We start from the raw sequence: 17047 nt of genomic DNA on the forward strand, positions 1-17047 counted from the left end.
GGGGGGTGGGTCAGGACGATGACGCGACCAGACGGGGGCCGACGACGTTACTCCAGACGCGCGTTGCTCGCGGGGGGACTCACCGCGGGCGTGACCGGCCTCGCCGGGTGTACCGACGGGTTCGGCGAGGGGCTCGGCGGCACCGGCACCGAGGCCATCTTCCAGCGGGTCTCGTTCGACGACCCGTCCGAACTGGACGGGTGGCCGTCCCGCGGGTACAGTCCGACGAACCTCGGGTGGAAGCCGAACACGACCGGCCCGACGGGGAACGTCGGCGTGGAGTGGGCGTTCGACACCGGCACGGCCCAGCCGATGGGGAGCAGCCCGGCGGTCGTCGACGGGACGGTGTACGTCGGCCACGCCGACGGCGGCGTGTACGCGGTGGACGCGGCCTCCGGCGAGGAGGTCTGGAGCGCGACCACCGGCGACCCCATCCGGTGGAGTTCGCCGACGGTCGCCGACGGGACCGTCTACATCGGCTCCACGGACGACCACTTCTACGCGTTCGACGCGGGCTCGGGCGACCTGCTGTGGCGCCACGAGACCCGGAGCGACGTGAACAGTTCGCCGGTCGTGGCGGATGGGCGGGTGTTCTTCGCCACCGACGCGGGGTACGTCTATGGCCTCGACTCGCTCACCGGGAGCGTCGTCTGGGAGACGCCACGGCCCGTCGGTGGTCGCATCCAGAGCGGACTCGCGGCCGCCGACGGGACGGTGTACGTCACCGGCGGGCAGGTCATCGCCTTCGACGCCGCCAGCGGTGCCGAGCAGTGGCGGGCGGGGAGCGGCGCCAACCAGCCGCCCAACGGCACGCCGACGGTCGCCGGTGACCTCGTCCTCGGCGAGTTCGGGCAGTATCTCGGCGCGGTCACGACCGACGGCGAGGAACTGGGCGGCGCCTACCGCTACGGCGTGAACGGGTGGGGGAGTCCCGCCGTCGCCGGGGACACGGTGTACGTGGCCACCAAGGGGTACAGTCCGGACCCGACGGTCCACGCCGTGGAGATCAGGGCGTCGAACGTGACGATGAAGGCGACGGTGGCGTGGCAGGCCACGACGGGCCGTGGCATCTTCTCCAGTCCGGCCGTCGTCGACGGGACCGTCTACGTCGCCAGTAGCGCACCCAGCGTCGCGGCGTTCGGCGCCGAGGACGGCGCCGAGCGCTGGCGGCTGGAGGTGCCGGTCTCGGACTACTCCTCGCCCGCCGTCGTGGACGGACGGCTCTACGTCGGCGGTATCGACGGGAAGCTCTACGCGCTCGGGGAAGGGTAGTCGGCGGGAATCGAGTAGAATCCGGCCGTAACTACGTCCGAAGGGGTAATCAGACTTCGGTCGACGGACTTCGACGACTGCCCAGGTATTTCACAGGTCCAGCACCTCCTTCGCGATGATGTTGCGCTGGATCTCGCTGGCGCCCTCGCCGATCTGGTAGATCTTCGTGTGTTTGTAGTGCCGGGAGACGGCGTAGTCGGTGGTGTACCCGTTGCCGCCGTGGAGCTGGATGGCGTCGGAGGCGACCTCCTCGGCGATCTCGCTCGCGTACAGCTTCGCCATCGACGCGAGTTTCGTCGGCTTCTCGCCGTCGTCCACCCGTTGTGCCGCATCGTACACCAGCCGACGCGCCAACTCGACCTTCATCGCCATGTCGGCGACCTTGTGCTGGACCGCCTGGAACTCGCGGAGCTCGCGGTCGAACTGTTCGCGCTGCTTGACGTAGTCGACGGTCTCCTCCAGGCAGCCCTGCGCGATGCCGAGCGCCTGGGCACCGATACCGACGCGCTCCTCCTCGAAGAACTCCATCAGCTGGTAGAAACCGGCGTCCTCGTAGCCGACGAGGTTCTCCTCCGGGACGCGAACACCGTCGTAACGCAGCTGTGCGGTCTCTGAGGCGTTCCAGCCCAGCTTGTGGATCTCGCTCTCGACCTCGAAGCCGTCGCGGTCGGTCTCGACGATGATGGCCGAGATACCGCCGTGGCCCTCCTCGCCCGTGCGGCACATCGTGAGGACGTAGTCGGCGATGGTACCGTGCGTGATGAACGTCTTGACGCCGTCGATGACGTACTCGTCGCCGTCCTTCTCCGCCGTGGTCTCGATGCCGGCCGCGTTCGAGCCGTGGTTCGGTTCGGTGTTGCCGAGGGCGCCGATGAGGTCGCCGTTCGCGACGCCCCGGAGGATCCACTCCTTCTGCTCCTCGGTGCCGTACTCCTTGATCATCCGCGTGCCGAACTGCGTGCCGATCGCGGCGAGCATCCCCGCATCGACGCGTGAGATCTCCTCCATGAACAGGCTCATCTCCAGCTGCGAGAGCCCGGCGCCGCCGTACTCGACCGGAATGGAGCCGCCGACGAGACCGGCGTCGACGGCCTGTTCCCAGACCTCACGGGGCCACTCGCCAGTCTCCTCGTGGTGCTGGGCCACGGGGGCGATCTCGTTCTCGGCGAACTCGCGGGCCGTCTGCCTGATGGCACGCTCCTCCTCGGACAAGCCAAAGTCGACCATACCCCTCTCCCCGGGTGCATGAGGGAAGGGGTTTGCCCTCACATCAACGGTCCACTAATGTAGAGTTGCTTCACGGGCGGCGTCGACCGATTCGGCGTCCAGTAGTCGGAGTTCCGCGACGGTCCCGCGGGGCTCGTTCGCTCCGAGGGCGAACCGGCCGCCGTACGCCTCGGCCAGCGTCGAGACCAGGTAGAGTCCGAGCCCGGTGCCGCCCGAATCCGGCCCCCGGCTCCCCTCGACGAGGTACCGTTCGCGGAGTTCCCCCGCGACGCCCGGGCCGTCGTCGGCGACGCGGACGATGACCTCACGGCCCACGCGCTCGACCGTGACCGTCACCTCGGGGCTCGGTCCGTCGTGGTGGACGACGGCGTTGGTGAGGAGGTTCTCCAGGACGGCCCCGAGCATCGGGTCGGCCAGCGCGCGCACGTCGCGGTCGAGGTCCGTCTCGAACGATGCCTCCGGGTGACCCTCCCGCGCGATCGCCACCTCGCGCTCGACGACACGACCGACATCGATCGCCACCGGCTCGATGCCGTCGGCGAGCGTCCGCATCAGGACCCGGACGGTCCCGACGAGGTCGGCCATGTGGTCGGCGCGCTCGCGGATGGTCCGGAGGTACCGGGCTCCGTCCTCGTCGACGTGCTGGTCCAGCAGGTCGCCGTAGCCGTCGACCACCTGGAGCCCGTTGAGGACGTTGTGCCGGAGGAGGTGGTTGATGAACGTCAGCGCGTCCTGCTGTGCGGCGGTTCGCTCGAGGAGTCGGGCGTTCTGCGCCGCGCGGGCCCGGTTCATTCCGATCACCAGCCCGAGCGCGGCCCCGAAACCGCAGAACAGGGCGAGGTCCGCGAAGATCGAGCGGGTACCGGATCCCGCGAGGACATCTCCGAGTCGTGACCAGAGATAGAGCCCGGCGACGACGACCACCACGCCGGCCATCCAGTAGGTCGCGCGCTGGATCTCCCGGTACTCCAGGTCGGTCCGCGCGACGTAGATGGCGCTCGCGACGATCGAGAGCGGGACGAAGATGTCCATGAAGCCGTAGAAGAGGAGGGTGACCAGCGGCTCGCCGCGGAAGTGATAGGGTATCGCAACGACACCGCCGGCGGTCAGCAACCCGCCCATGAGGCCGATGCCCCAGGCACGGGGCGGACGGACCTGCTTCCCCCCACGGACACCCATACCGTTTCAGTGTCGCCTCGGGAGATAACCTTGCCGCCCGGGCCGCCGAGGTCGCTATCGCGGTTCGACCGCGGAACAGGGGGCCACCGCTGCGTAGAGTGTTACCTCGGCACAACCACTAAGCCATCCGGACCCGGTGGTGGTTCCATGAACTTCGCGAACTACCTGGACATGGCAGCCGCGGAGGCACCGACCGACCTCGCCATCACGGACCCGCAGCGGGACCTGACCTATCGTGAACTCGCTGGAGAGACCGACGCGTTCGCCAACGCGCTGGCGGAACTGGGCGTCGAGCCGGGGGACCGGGTCGCGCTCTACCTCCCGAACAGCACCGCGTTCGTGGCGAGCTACTTCGGCGCGATGAAGCACGGCGCCATCCCGTTCCCCATCAACATGCGGTTCGAGGGGCCGGAGGTGGAGTACGTCCTCGACGACGCCGGCGCGACGGCGCTGGTGACGGTGGGCCAGTTCGAGGACGCCGCGGCCTCGTTCGAGACCGACGCCCTCGAGCATCTCATCGTCGCCGAGGGGGAGCGGGGCCACGACTACAGGTCGCTCGTCGGCGAGCACGCCGGCGTGGGGTACGACATCCACCCGCGCAAGAGCTACGAACTGGCCGAGCTGCTCTACACCTCGGGAACCACCGGCCGGCCGAAGGGCGTCAAGCACACGCACGGGAACCTGCAGGCGAACGCCGACGGCCTCATCGGCGCGATGAACTGGACCAGCGACGAGGCCGCGCTGACGGTCTGTCCGTGCTTCCACGTCTCCGGCCTGAACGTGACCACGACGCCGTTCGTCGTCGCGGGCGCGGAGAACCACCTCCTCCCGACCTGGGACATCGACCTCGCGCTGTCGACGATGGCCGAGCGCGACGTGACGTACGCCTTCTTCATCCCGACGATGCTGGTCGACATCCTCAACCAGGGCATCGGCGACCACGACCTCTCGGCGCTGGAGACGGTCGGGGTCGGTGGCTCGCCGATGCCCAAAGAGCGCATCGAGGCCGCCGAGGAGCTGCTCGACATCAAGCTCCTGGAGGGGTACGGGATGACCGAGACGACGCCACTCGCGGCTATCAACACCCCCGACCAGGACGTCTACAAGGCGGGGAGCATCGGCCCACCGGCCCGCGAGGTGGTCGACGTCCGCATCGAGGACCCCGAGACGAAGGAGGCCGTGGGGACGAACGAGAAGGGCGAGATGCTCTGGCACGGCGACACCATCACGCCGGGCTACTACAACCTGCCCGAGGAGAACGAGCAGGCCTTCGTACAGCGGGAGGGCAAGGAGTGGCTCCGCTCGGGCGACGTGGCGCGGATGGACGAGGACGGCCACCTGTTCGTCGAGGACCGCATCGACGACATGATCATCACCGGCGGGGAGAACGTCTACCCCCGCGAGGTCGAGGAGGTGCTGTACGGCGTCGAGGGCGTCGCGGAGGTCGCCGTCGTCGGCGCGCCGGACGACCGCCTGGGCGAGCGCATCATCGCGTTCGTCGTCGGCGACGTGACCGCGGACCAGCTGGAGGCCGGCTGTCGCGGGACGCTCACCGACTACAAGGTCCCCAAGGAGTTCCGCGTCGTCGACGAGTTGCCGAAGACCTCCACGCAGAAGATGGACAAGGTGGCGCTGCGCGACCAGCTGGAGTGAGCGGCCGCCTCCGTCCGGAGGCGGCCCGCATACCTTTAGGGTCGCCGTTCGTGTGAGGCATGTGAACTTTGCTCATCACGTTCGGCAAGCGGCCAGGGACCGGCCCGGGCGGACGGCCCTGACGGACCCCGGGCGGTCGGTCACCTTCGCGGAACTGGACGCAGAGACGGACGCGTTCGCCAACGCGCTGGCCGAGTTGGGCGTCGACCCGGGCGACCGTGTCGCGCTCTACCTGCCGAACAGCATCTCGTTCGTGGCCGCCTACTTCGGCACGATGAAGCGCGGCGCCATCCCGTTCCCTATCAACCTCAGGTTCGAGGGCGAGGAGATCAGCTACGTGCTGGAGGACGGTGGCGCCCGCGTGGTCGTGACCGCCGGGCCGTTCGAGGACGCCATCGCGGACCTGGACGCCGGTTCCGTCGAGGAACTGGTCGTCGCGGGCGGTGACCGGGGCCGCGACTACGCGTCGCTCGTCGAGCAGCACGCGGGGCATCACGAGGTCCACCCGCGGAAGGAGGCCGAACTGGCCGATATCATGTACACCTCGGGGACCACCGGCCGTCCGAAGGGGGTCAGGCACACCCACCAGAACCTCTCGACCAACGCCCGGGCCATCCTCACCCGGATGGAGTGGTCGGCGAACGACGTCGGCCTCACCGTCAATCCGTGCTTCCACGTCGCGGGGCTCCACGTCACCGTCTCCCCGTTCCTCGTCAGTGGCACCACCAACCACCTGCTGGCCGACTGGGACCCGGCGACGGCGCTCTCGACGGTCGAGGAGCACGGCGTCACGACCAGCTTCTGCATCGCGACCATCATCGTCGACCTAGTGAACTTCGAGGACGCGGCGTCGTACGACACGTCGACGCTCTCGGTGGTCGGGTGCGGCGGGTCACCGATGCCGAAAGAGCGCATATCGACGTTCGAGGAGCGCTACGATGCCACACTCGTCGAGGGGTACGGGATGACCGAGACGACGCCCGCGGCCGCGCTGAATCACCCGGGCGAGGACGCCGTGCGCAAGCCCGGGAGCATCGGCACCGTCATCGCGGACGTGGTCGACGTCCGTATCGAGGACCCGGAGAGCGGTGAGCCGGTCCAGCGCGGGGAGCTCGGCGAACTGCTCTGGCACGGTGACACCGTGACGCCGGGCTACTACAACCTCCCCGAGGAGAACGAGGCGGCGTTCGTCCAGCGGGAGGGCAAGCGCTGGCTCCGCTCGGGCGACATCGCCCGGATGGACGAGGACGGCCACCTGTTCATCGAGGACCGTATCGACGACATGCTCATCACGGGTGGCGAGAACGTCTACCCCCGCGAGGTGGAGGACGTGCTGTACCTGCTGGACGGGGTCGCGGAGGCAGCGGTGTTCGGCACCCCGCACGAGCGACTCGGCGAGCAGGTGACGGCGGCCATCGTCCGGGACGACGACGCGCTCGACGACGATACCGTCGAGCGTCACTGCCGGGAGCACCTGGCCGGGTTCAAGATCCCCCGCCGCATCCAGTTCGTCGACGCGATGCCACGGACGTCCACCCGGAAGATCGACAAGGTGGCGCTGCGGGAGCGGCTGGAGTGAGCCACGGGCGCACGCCGGTCCCAGGCCCGGGTGACCGGGGTCAAGAACCAGCCTGCTCTCGACAGGGGTGCTTACTTGTACCCGCCGCGGGTGTGGTACGCCATGTCCGACAACAGCGCGCCGACGGACAGCTGGCCAGCCACACCCCCCTCCACCGACATCTTCGCCGACGACCTCCTCGAGGGAGAGGTCTGTCTCGTGACCGGCGGCGGGACCGGCATCGGCGAGGAGATGGCCCTCGCGTTCGCCGAGCACGGCGCCGACGTCGCCATCGCCAGCCGGGATATGGACCACCTCGAACCCGTGGCCGCGGCCATCGAGGAGAAGGGTGTGAACGCCTGCGCGACCACCGTCGACGTCCGAGACAAGGAGAAGGTCGACGAGATGCGCGACACCGTCCTCGACGAGCTGGGCGAGATCACCGTGCTCGTCAACAACGCCGGCGCGAACTTCGTCACCCCCTTCGAGGACCTCTCGGTCAACGGCTGGCGCGCGGTCGTCGGCACCATCCTCGACGGGACGGCCTACTGTACGATGAGCGTCGGGGAGCATATGCGCGAGAACGGCGGCGGCTCCATCATCGCGATGGGCGCGACCAACAGCGTCGACGGGGCCCCCTTCCACGCCCACTCCGGCGCGGGGAAGGCGGGTATCCACAACCTGATGCAGACCGTCGCCAGCGAGTGGGCGAAGTACGGCATCCGCGCCAACACCATCGCCCCCGGCATCATCGAGACCGAGGGGGTGTCGGAGGCGGCCGGCGGGGCGCTCCCGGCGGAACTGCTGGAGGGGATGGCCGCCGACCGCTTCGGCGTCGCGAAGGACTGCGTGCCGCTGGCCGTCTTCCTCGCGAGTCGCGCCTCCGCGTACGTGACCGGGTCGTACTACCAGGTCGACGGCGGCCACCTCGTGCGACAGTCGCCGTACTGACACCGGTCCGGGACGGTTTCCACCCGCGACCGACTGGGGCCGCACATGGGCCACTGCATCGCCTGCGGCGCGGAACTCGTCGAGGTCGTCGAGAGCGACACGGAGGCGAAGTTCAGCGACGCCACCGTCTGGGAGTGCGACGAGTGCGGCGCCACCCTCGGCGTGACGGAGTACGGGGTCTGAGGCCCCCCGACCGGGCGCCGGAACGCCCATGCCACCGCCGGCCGTAGGAGCCCCCGTCATGGTCAGGATGGAATCCGAGGCGGACGCCCTGGAGCGGGGCGACGCCGCCCCCGAGTTCGAACTGCCGGGGACGGACGGCGAGACGTACACCCTCGACAGTTTCGCCGACAACGACGCCCTGTTGCTGGTGTTCACCTGCAACCACTGCCCGTACGCGAAGGCGAAGTTCGAGGCGCTGAACGGGATCGCGGCGGACTACGACGACGTCGCGGTGGTGGGCATCAATCCGAACGACGCCGCGGAGTACCCCGACGACTCCTTCGAGAAGATGCAGGAGTACGTCGACTCCGGGCAGGTCCAGTACGACGCGTACCTCCGCGACGAGAGCCAGGCGGTGGCCGCGGCGTACGGGGCCACCTGCACGCCCGACCCGTTCCTGTTCGCTCAGCACTCGGGGGAGTGGCACCTGAAGTACCACGGCCGCCTCGACGACGCGATGAGCCCCGACGACGAGCCCTCGGGCGAACCGGGCTTCGAGATGCGCGAGCTCATCGACACCGTCCTCGCGGGCGAGAGGGTGGAGACCGAGATGCGACCCTCGCGTGGCTGTTCCATCAAGTGGCGTGACTGAGGGGACCGACGGCGCCCGCCCCCCACCGAGCGGCAACCGTTTTGACCGGGGCCGTCGACGGTCGTGGTATGGCCCTCACGGACTACCTCGACGAGGTGAGCCCCGGCACGGTAATCGTCGTCGCCATCGTGCTGATCGTCTTCCCGGAACCCGCGACCTCGACGCTCGGCGCGGGGCTCCTCCTGTTCGGCCTCGCGTGGCTGGCCTACGAGTGGAACCGCCCCTGAACGGTCACTTCCCACCCGCGGCGATCGCTCCGATACGCGCGCTCCCAGCAGCCACGGTGCCGCCGTGGAAGCAGTGCGTCGTCTCGATATCGAGCGCTGCGAGCCGGTCGGCCGACGTCAGCGCCGTGTCCATGTCCTCGGTGAATCCCTCGTTCGGCCCCTGCAGGCCGTCGGCGTCCGCCGTCAGCGCGTCGGCCGCGAACAGCACCCGCTCGTCGGGGAGGTAGACGGAGACGTGGCCGGGCGTGTGTCCCGGCGTCGGGACGACGCGTGCCGGCCCGCGGTCGGTGTGGAACGTGACGCCCTCATCGAACGTCACGTCGACGCGGCCGGGCGGGTAGCGCTCGCCCGGGCCGCGGGTGTCCGCACGGCCGTCCACGGCGCGGGCCTCGTGCTCGCTCGCGAGGACGGTCACGTCGGTCGCGTCCTGCAGGGCGGCCAGTCCGCCCGCGTGGTCCCAGTCGTGGTGGGTCACCAGGACCGTCGCCAGGTCGTCGAGCGCGAAGCCCGCCTCGCCGAGGCGCTCGCGGAGCTGGTCGAGCGCTCCGTCGGGCCCGACATCCAGCAACAGGAGGCCGCGAGGCGTCTCGATGCCCGCCGGGTTGATGGTCACCTGGCCGTCGCCGTGGTCGAACGTGAGCGGGAACGTGTGGACGCCGTCGGGGAGCATACGATGGGGTATGCGGGCGGATACCATCGTCCTTCGGGCGTGGTGGGGTCGGAACGGTTTTCCCGCGACCGGGTGAGCGAACGTGGGTGAGACGTCGGCTCGGCTACGCCTCGTTCGCCCTCGCCGTGCTCGCCCTCCTCGCCGGGAGCGCCATCACCGCCCGCCAGCCCGACATCGGGAGCGTCGCGGGGACGCCGCTCTGGGTGGTCGCCAGCAAGTCGCTGCTCGCGCTGGGCATCACCTTCGGCGCGTACGGCCTGTACGCGTTCGTCCTGGGCTTTCTCACGAGGCGGACGCCGGACAAGCGCCGCCAGCACGACATCCGCAACGTCCTCCGCCTGCTGTTCCTCGCCGCGGTCCTCATCGCGGTGCTCGGGGTCATCACGGACCAGTGGGTCGGCGTGCTGTTCTCGCTGGGCGTGGTGGGCTTCGCGGTCACGTTCGCGCTCCAGCAGCCCCTGTTCTCGCTCATCGGCTGGGTCTACATCATGGTCAAGCGCCCGTACCAGGTGGGCGACCGTGTCGCCATCGAGGGGACAAAGGGCGACGTGGTCAGCGTCGACTTCCTCGTGACGACGGTCTGGGAGATCAACGGCGAGCTCGTCACCTCGAACCAGCCCTCCGGCCGCATCGTCACCCTCCCGAACAGCGTCGTCCTCTCCTCGCACGTCTACAACTACTCCTGGGAGGGGTTCCCCTACGTCTGGAACGAGCTGCCGGTGCAGGTTGCCTACGAGACCGACCTCGACTACGCGCGCGAGCTGATGGTCGAGGAGGCCGACGACTTCCTCGGCGACGAGATGGCCGACCACATCGCCGACTACCGGGAGCGACTCGCCGAGACGCCCGTCGAACTGGAGGTCCGAGACCGACCGGCGGTCAACATCGTCCAGAAGGAGTCCTGGGTCGAACTCCGGCTGCGCTACCTGGTCCACCCGCGCCGTGGCCAGCGGGTCCGGAACGAACTGTACCAGCGGATCCTCGAGCGGATGAACGAGGAGCCCGAGCGCGTGAAGTTCCCCGTCAGTCGGAACCGGTAGCCGGCGCATGGTTCCAGAGCCCGTGACTCAATCGTCGCCGGAGCGACCGTCCCCGTCGTCGCGGACCTGCTCGGCCACCGTGTCGGCCCCGTCCACGCGCCGGCGGAGCATGCGCTCGTGTGCGACCTGCAGTTCCTCGGCGGAGAGCCCCACGTCGAGCGCCGCCAGGACCGCCTCGTCGAGGGCCTGCTGTGTCCCCGCGCCGTCGAGCAGTCGCTCGCCAGCCTCCCGGATGGCCGCCCGCTCCTCGACCGAGAACCGTGCCGGGTCCGGAATCGGGACCGAGGCCACCTCGTAGGTGAGCAACTGGAGCGCACCACCGCCCTCGTGCCGGCCCCAGAGTTCGAGCAGGACCTTGTGGAGCGTCGTGTTCAGCAGGTGTGGGACCACGTTCCCGTACTCGGTCACGTCGACACGCTGGATGGCGTTCGTCGGCGCGAACCCGCCCGCGTTCTCGACGGTGAACACCCGTTCGTTGTAGAAGACCGGGTGCAGCACCTCGGGCGCCGGCAACTCCCCGAGGTTGAACCACGGCGTGTGCTGGGAGACGGTCCGCCCCTCGGGGACGCCCTCGGCCTCGCCGTGCTGGATGTAGGTGAGAACCGCGTCGTGGCCGTCCTCGCGGAGCGCCGTCTTCACGGCCTCCTCCAGGTCGGTATCCGAGGTCCCGGGCCGTTCCTCGCGGACCGCCTCGACGTAGTCGTGCATGTCGAGGAGGAACTGGTCGGTGGCTTCGAGCCGCCGGGTCTCGATGTCACGGAGCGACCGGATGGCGGGCCGCAGGAACCGGCCCGGGAGGTCCCACCGGGCCACGTCGCTCCGGTCGGGCAGGAAGAACCCGTTGTTGCCGGTCTTGTGCCCGAACGAGACGTCCGCGTAGGTGTCGAGGGGGACCGTCCGGTCGCGCTCCACCAGCTCGATGAACGGCGTGGGGGCCGTCAGGTAGTACCCGAGTTTGGAGCCTCCTCGCGCCGCGAGGGTCCGTTGCGAAACGCTCACGACGCGGTGGGAGTCGTCGGCTTCCACCGCGAACGGCTGCGACCCTGGGACGGTCCGGTCCCCGTCGACGATGCGCGCGAGCCGCCCGGGAGAGACCGGGTCGGTCAGCCGGACGAAGTCCGTCACGGTGTCGGCACGCGCGGCCGGGTCGCTGCACCGCTCCGCGAACAGCAGGACCGTGTCCACCAGGGCGTCGAACGCGCGTGCAGAGAACCCGACGACGGCCGCCAGTCTCGTGTGGTCGTAGAGGAACCGCTGGAGGTCCTCCCCGTACCGGGTGTCGAGCCACTTCGTCGGGACCAGGAACCCGAGCCGGCCGCCCTCGCGGAGGAACTGCAGTCCGTGGGTGACGAAGTAGACGTACGCGTCCGACCGCGTCGAGAGCTTCCGGTCGCCGTCGTGGTAGGGGTGGTCGCCCTCGGGCCCGAACGCCCGGAGGTGGTCGCGGTAGTGGTCCCTGTCGGGAGCCAGCTGCTCCTGGCGGATGTACGGCGGATTGCCGACCACGGCGTCGAAGGTCCCCTCGCCGGTTCGCCCCTCGCCGGCGAACGCTCCGGGTGAGCAGTCGAAGAAGGACGCCTCCATGGTCCGGACCTGCTGTTCGTCGGGCCACTCGTCCCCGGCGGTGAGGTTGCTCACGGCCAGGGCCAGCGCGTCCCCGTCGACATCCACGGCCACGACGTGGTCGAGGACCTCGCTCGGTGTCGCCGCCGACGCCGTCTCCGCGAGGCGGTCACGCGCCGCGACGGCGAACCGCCCGCTTCCCGCCGCCGGGTCGAGCACACGGGCCGGACCGGCCGCACGGGGCCGGATGGCCCACTCGCAGACCCCCGCCGCGATGGCCGGCGGGGTGTAGTAGGCCCCCAGCGCCGCCCGCCGGTCGTCCGAGAGGCCCGCCTCGTATCTGGCCCCGGGCGAGTCCTCCTCCATGGGTGTGGCTTCGGAGCCACCGTGATAACGGTTCGTCCTCCGCGAGTGAGCGCCGTTCCGGCCATGGGTTTACGCCCCCGGCCGACCGACCGACCCCCATGGACACCGAGGAGTTCCTGCCGTCGGTCACGGCCTCGTTCGCCGAGGCCGTCGGCCCGGAGGCGGACGCGGTGGTCGAGGAGATGGACGCGCGCGCCGACCGCGAGGGGTTCCCGACGGTCGGCCCCGCGGTCGGCGGCTGGCTCCGGCTGCTCGCACGGGCCGTCGACGCCGAGCGCGTCTTCGAGTTCGGCTCCGGGTACGGCTACTCGGCGTACTGGATGGCGCCGGCGCTCCCGCCGGACGGCGAACTGGTCCTGACCGAGTTCGACGAGGACGAACTGGCCGACGCCCGCGAGTACCTCGAACGGGGTGGCTACGCGGACCGGGCCGTCTTCGAGGCCGGGGACGCGCTCGCGACCGTCGAGGGCTACCGCGGCCCGTTCGACCTCGTCCTGCTGGACCACGAGAAGGAGCGCTACGCCGAGGCGTTCGAGGCCGTCCGGGAGAAGGTCCCCGTCGGGGGGGTCGTCTGTGCGGACAACGCGATGACCGCCGGACCCATCGAGTTCGACGCGCTCCGGCGACTCGTGGGCGGAGCCGAGGACGCCGACGACGTCGACACCACGGACGCGACCCGCGGCATCGCCGACTACCTGGAGACGGTCCGTGCGGACCCGGCATTCGAGACGACGCTCCTCCCGCTGGGCGAGGGGCTGTCGGTGAGTATCCGCGTCGAATGACGGCTAATCTGCATATATGTCCTGAAAATAGGGCGCAAAATCTAGAACCATATTATAATGAGATAATCGTCGACTTTCGCGCTATTCGACACGTTACCGGAGAGCGTGGCCACTCACGGTTTCGATGCGCTCGACGAAGGAATCCCGGCTTCAGGCGACGGGGCGCTTCTTCCGCGTGACGTAGCCGGCGATGCGGTTGCGGACGCCCTTGGACTCGACGTTGGTGGTCTCCGTGACGACCTCCTTGTTGTGCTCGAAGTCCTGGCCGAACGCGTCCGGGTAGCGCTCGAGCAGTCGGTTCCCGATCTTCTTGATGTAGGCGGGCTTGATGGCCATGGTGTCCGACAACTCGTCGGTCCGTACCTAAAAACGTTCGACTCCCGCCCTGGCGTGTCACTCGTCGGCACGACCGTCCCCGGCGTGGGCGCTCCCCCCGGCGCGGTCGGCCTCCCAGTCGACGAGCTCCTCGAACCGGTCCCAGGCGGCTCGCTCGCGGTCGCCCGCACAGGAGTCCACCACGTCGGCGTAGTGGGCGATGCGCTCGCGGAGCGCCGCGTCGTCGAACCCGGGCACACCGAGGCGCGAGGCCGCCACGGTCGCCTCCACGACAGCCGCACGCGCGCGGTTGTGCGTCGGTACCTCGCGCGAACGGACGACCGATTCGACCGGTCGGAGCGCCCAGTCGACCCACTCCGTCCCGTCGTCGGTCCCCGAATCGAGGCGTTCGACCCGGACGCGGGCCCAGGCCGCGGCGCGTTCGAGGACCGGGTCATCCTCCTCGCGGACGCTGCACGCCGCCTCGACGAAGTCCACGGGGTTCGTCCAGAACTGGACGTACCCGCCGCCGCGCGCCTCGAAGTTGCGGCGGGTCCGGGTGCGACCCCAGGTGCGGGCCGTGACCGTGCCGGGGGCTGCCTCCGGCGCTGCGTCGGGCGGCGAGAGCCCCAGCGCCGCGACGTTCCAGCGGTCGTTCGGGCCGCGCGTCGTCACGACGGATTCGGTGACGCCCCGTCCCGCGAGGTCGACCGGCCAGTCGGCGCTGGGCGGGTTCTCCGCCTCCGGTGAAGGCCCGGCCACCGGGTCGTCGGTCACACCGCCACCCCCCGGCGGAGCGCCACGAACAGTGCACCGGCCGTCAGGTCGGCCGTCGTCCCCGGATTGACACCCTCGGCGACGAGTTCGTCGGCCAGTTCCGCCGGGGTGAGGTCGCCGTCACGGGCCGCCCGCGCCCGCTCGCGGACGCGCTCGGCCGTCCCGTGGTCGTGGGTCTTCACGACGAACGTATCGAGGTCGGTCGCGAGCATCTCGAGGAAGACGCGGGCAGCGCGGTCGGGGACCGGGCCGTCGTCGGCCCGGATGGCCGCCGCGCCGTCGAAGACCCGGGGGAACCCGTCGACCCACTCGGCCGCCACCCCGTCCACGTCCGCCGAGCGCTCCATCACCTCGAACAGGGTGAGGTCGCGCTCACGGAGTGCGGCCGCCGCATCGCCCCCGCGGCGGACGTCCAGGTCGTCCATCCCCTCGGGCGGGTCGTCGACGGCCACGTCGACCGCGTCGAACGCGCGGTAGAAGCCGACGGCGTCCTCGACCGTCGTCGCCGCCACCACATCGGCGGCCCCGTCCGGCGAGAGGTCGCCGGCGTGGTCGGCGTACACGAGCGGGAGCACGGTCAGGATGGCGCCGAACTGGGTGTTCCCGCCCTGCTGGTGGCGCATCCCCTCGATGGCGCGACGGAAGGTCTCGCCCAGCGGGGCATCCGGCACCGCGCGGAAGGCCGGTTCGGCCCCGACGGCGCCGGCGAGGAAGTGCTCGAACCGGAGGTCGTCGTGGTCGTGGAGCCGGTCGACGTTCCCGGGTTTCGGCGTCCCGGTCACCTCCAGCAGCAAGGCGAGGACCGCGTCCTGTGCGGCGGTTCGTGGACTCCGGCCCGTCACGGGTTCTCGCCTCCGCCCGCCGCGGTCGGCCGCCGTCCCGAGGCCGACCCGTCGGACCACTCGGCCACCGCGGCCCGGACGCGAGAGAGGACCTCGGGGCGGTCGCTCGGCCGACCGACCGAGACCGCGTCGGCGCCGTACGAGAGGTACTCCCGCACGGTTCGGCGATCCCGGACGCCGTTGTTGGCGACGACGAACGCGTCGGGGCAGGCCGCGACCACGTCGGCGACGACGCCCTCCGAGTCCATCGCGTCGACGTGGAGGAGGTCAGCCCCTGCGGCGTGGGCCGTCCGGCAGACCGCCGGGAGGTCGACACCGGCGACCTCCGTCCGGCACTTGACACCCACCGTCGCGCCGGCCTCGCTCGCGGCCTGGACCTGTTCGGCGAGGCGCTCCGGGTCACGGAGGAGCGACTGGCCGGCACCCGCCGCACACATCTCGCCCTGCCGGCAATGGGCGTTGACCTCCAGCACGGCATCGTGGTCGGCGCACACTGCGGCGGCCTCGGCGACGGGTCCCGGTCCCGCGGCACGGACGTTGAACGCCGGTCGAAGCGGTTCGTCGGCCAGTGCCGAGAGCTGCCGGTCGATGAACGCCACCGGGTCGTCCGGGAGGAACTCCTCGCGGTCCCGCTCGACGAGCGCCCGAGCCGCCGACCGCGTGGGCCCGTCGAGCGCGATGCCGCCGAGGACGGCGCAACCGACGTGGGGGAGGGCGGCGCGGGCCCACGCCGCGTCGGACTCGCCCGAGAGCGACGCGACGGCGACACGGGGCTCGAACGGTGGGGCGTCGGACGGGGGGGTCATGCGCCGACGACCTCCAGGGCCTCCTTGCACGCCCAGGCCACCCGCTCGGCGTCGGCCGGCGTGTCCAGCGTCGTATCCGTCTGCACGACCGGGCGGTCGAGGTCGGTCCCGTCGGCCTCGTCGAGGACGAACGCGTCCACCCCGGGGTAGGCGTCGGCCACGCCCCGTGTGGAGGGCTCGTAGCCGACCGCATCCATCAGCTTCGCCGCGGGCCCGGAGAACACCCGGTCCTCGACGAACGGCGAGACGGCGACCGCCGGCGTCCGGTCGAGCGCGTCCGCGAAGGCGTCCATCGCGGTCATCGGCCCGATGCTCGTCACCGGGTTGGAGGGCCCGACGACCACGGGTTCGGTCAGCGCCGTCAGCACCTCGTCGGTCGGCTCGGCGGCCTCGGCGCCGCGGAACTCGACGGATTCGACAGCCGGCTCCGCGCGCCGATGGACCCAGAACTCCTGGAAGTGCATCGGTCCCTCGTCGGTGTGGACGATGCTCGCCACGGGCTCGTCGCTCATCGGGAGCAGCGTCCGGTCGAGCCCGAACGCGTCGGCGAGGGTGTGGGTGACCTCGGTGAGCGAGCGCCCCTCGTCCAGCAGCGAGGTCCGGGTGACGTGGACGGCCCGGTCGCGGTCGCCGATCTCCATGAACTCCGCGACACCCGAGAACCGGCGCCAGCGCGCGATGTCGCGGCCCTCTGTCTGGAGGTCATCGGGCAGGTAGCGCGGCCCGGCTTCGAGCCTGGCCGCCTGGGCGAGCTCCTGCAGGCGCTCGTGGGTCGTCGTGGTGTCGTCCTCGATACCCCACCAGCGCTCCCGGTCGAGGACGCCACCCTCGAGGAACAGCACCGTGTCCAGGTCCGGACAGACGAGGTGGCCGCCGAGTTCGACGTCGTCGCCGGTGTTGGCGACCACGCTCGTCTCCTGGGGGTCGAAGACGGCGTCCGCGCCGGCCAGCAGCTTCGGCGTTCCCGTACCGCCGGCGAGGAAGGTGACCATATCTCGGCTCGGG

18 protein-coding genes are annotated in these 17047 nt (G+C 70.4%); 9 read left to right on the top strand and 9 right to left on the bottom strand.

Going from position 1 to position 17047, the window contains the following annotated elements:
- The first annotated feature begins 18 nt into the window (after positions 1-18).
- Positions 19-1272 (top strand): outer membrane protein assembly factor BamB family protein, encoded by a 1254-nt coding sequence (locus P2T62_RS11925; protein ID WP_276257303.1) that lies wholly within the window; start codon positions 19-21, stop codon positions 1270-1272.
- A 90-nt stretch (positions 1273-1362) separates the two neighbouring features.
- Here P2T62_RS11925 and P2T62_RS11930 read toward each other — a convergent pair whose 3' ends face one another.
- Together P2T62_RS11930 and P2T62_RS11935 are read right to left on the bottom strand one after the other, a co-directional pair.
- The gene (locus P2T62_RS11930; protein WP_276257304.1) at positions 1363-2499 is read right to left on the bottom strand and encodes an acyl-CoA dehydrogenase family protein; all 1137 of its coding nucleotides are present in this window, start codon (positions 2497-2499) and stop codon (positions 1363-1365) included.
- A gap of 54 nt (positions 2500-2553) precedes the next feature.
- Entirely contained in the window at positions 2554-3678 is a 1125-nt protein-coding gene (locus P2T62_RS11935; RefSeq protein WP_276257305.1) for a sensor histidine kinase, read from the bottom strand.
- Positions 3679-3825: 147 nt separating this feature from the next.
- Between P2T62_RS11935 and P2T62_RS11940 the strand changes: the two genes are divergently transcribed.
- From P2T62_RS11940 to P2T62_RS11965, 6 genes are all read left to right on the top strand, one after another.
- Complete coding sequence (locus tag P2T62_RS11940; protein ID WP_276257306.1) at positions 3826-5331, top strand: class I adenylate-forming enzyme family protein; 1506 nt, start codon at positions 3826-3828, stop codon at positions 5329-5331.
- A gap of 61 nt (positions 5332-5392) precedes the next feature.
- Positions 5393-6910 (top strand): class I adenylate-forming enzyme family protein, encoded by a 1518-nt coding sequence (locus P2T62_RS11945; RefSeq protein WP_276257307.1) that lies wholly within the window; start codon positions 5393-5395, stop codon positions 6908-6910.
- A 102-nt stretch (positions 6911-7012) separates the two neighbouring features.
- Positions 7013-7840 carry an SDR family oxidoreductase gene (locus tag P2T62_RS11950; protein ID WP_276257308.1) on the top strand — a complete coding sequence of 276 codons (828 nt, stop codon included), beginning with the start codon at positions 7013-7015 and terminating at the stop codon, positions 7838-7840.
- Between the two features lie 45 nt (positions 7841-7885).
- Positions 7886-8023, top strand: coding sequence for a hypothetical protein (locus P2T62_RS11955; RefSeq protein WP_276257309.1), 138 nt, complete (start codon positions 7886-7888; stop codon positions 8021-8023).
- Between the two features lie 58 nt (positions 8024-8081).
- A complete protein-coding gene (locus tag P2T62_RS11960; protein WP_276257310.1) occupies positions 8082-8654 on the top strand; it encodes a thioredoxin family protein in 573 nt (190 codons plus the stop codon).
- A 68-nt stretch (positions 8655-8722) separates the two neighbouring features.
- A complete protein-coding gene (locus P2T62_RS11965; protein ID WP_276257311.1) occupies positions 8723-8881 on the top strand; it encodes a hypothetical protein in 159 nt (52 codons plus the stop codon).
- Between the two features lie 4 nt (positions 8882-8885).
- On the opposite strand, the gene P2T62_RS11970 is transcribed toward P2T62_RS11965, so the two are convergent.
- Positions 8886-9551 carry an MBL fold metallo-hydrolase gene (locus tag P2T62_RS11970; protein ID WP_276257312.1) on the bottom strand — a complete coding sequence of 222 codons (666 nt, stop codon included), beginning with the start codon at positions 9549-9551 and terminating at the stop codon, positions 8886-8888.
- An 86-nt stretch (positions 9552-9637) separates the two neighbouring features.
- Between P2T62_RS11970 and P2T62_RS11975 the strand changes: the two genes are divergently transcribed.
- Entirely contained in the window at positions 9638-10591 is a 954-nt protein-coding gene (locus P2T62_RS11975; RefSeq protein WP_276257313.1) for a mechanosensitive ion channel family protein, read from the top strand.
- Positions 10592-10618: 27 nt separating this feature from the next.
- Here the strand turns inward: P2T62_RS11975 and P2T62_RS11980 are convergent, their stop codons facing one another.
- The gene (locus P2T62_RS11980; protein ID WP_276257314.1) at positions 10619-12520 is read right to left on the bottom strand and encodes an Eco57I restriction-modification methylase domain-containing protein; all 1902 of its coding nucleotides are present in this window, start codon (positions 12518-12520) and stop codon (positions 10619-10621) included.
- Positions 12521-12618: 98 nt separating this feature from the next.
- Here P2T62_RS11980 and P2T62_RS11985 point away from each other — a divergent pair, with 98 nt between their 5' ends.
- A complete protein-coding gene (locus P2T62_RS11985) occupies positions 12619-13302 on the top strand; it encodes an O-methyltransferase (protein WP_276257315.1) in 684 nt (227 codons plus the stop codon).
- A gap of 150 nt (positions 13303-13452) precedes the next feature.
- Here the strand turns inward: P2T62_RS11985 and P2T62_RS11990 are convergent, their stop codons facing one another.
- From P2T62_RS11990 to cofD, 5 genes are read right to left on the bottom strand one after another with little or no spacing between them, the layout of a single operon-like run.
- Positions 13453-13638 carry a 30S ribosomal protein S17e gene (locus P2T62_RS11990; RefSeq protein WP_276257316.1) on the bottom strand — a complete coding sequence of 62 codons (186 nt, stop codon included), beginning with the start codon at positions 13636-13638 and terminating at the stop codon, positions 13453-13455.
- 57 nt (positions 13639-13695) lie between these two features.
- Positions 13696-14394, bottom strand: coding sequence for a DUF447 domain-containing protein (locus P2T62_RS11995; protein WP_276257317.1), 699 nt, complete (start codon positions 14392-14394; stop codon positions 13696-13698).
- Entirely contained in the window at positions 14391-15236 is an 846-nt protein-coding gene (locus P2T62_RS12000; protein WP_276257318.1) for a triphosphoribosyl-dephospho-CoA synthase, read from the bottom strand. Before P2T62_RS12000 ends, P2T62_RS11995 begins: the two co-directional genes overlap by 4 nt.
- Positions 15233-16042 carry a tRNA-dihydrouridine synthase gene (locus P2T62_RS12005; RefSeq protein ID WP_276257319.1) on the bottom strand — a complete coding sequence of 270 codons (810 nt, stop codon included), beginning with the start codon at positions 16040-16042 and terminating at the stop codon, positions 15233-15235. Before P2T62_RS12005 ends, P2T62_RS12000 begins: the two co-directional genes overlap by 4 nt.
- Positions 16039-17034: a 2-phospho-L-lactate transferase gene (gene cofD / locus P2T62_RS12010; RefSeq protein ID WP_276257320.1), complete on the bottom strand. Its 996-nt coding sequence runs from the start codon at positions 17032-17034 to the stop codon at positions 16039-16041. Before cofD ends, P2T62_RS12005 begins: the two co-directional genes overlap by 4 nt.
- Between the last annotated feature and the right edge of the window lie 13 nt (positions 17035-17047).

Origin of the sequence: Haloglomus litoreum, assembly GCF_029338515.1 — an archaeon.
Taxonomy (GTDB): Archaea; Halobacteriota; Halobacteria; order Halobacteriales; family Haloarculaceae; genus Haloglomus; species Haloglomus litoreum.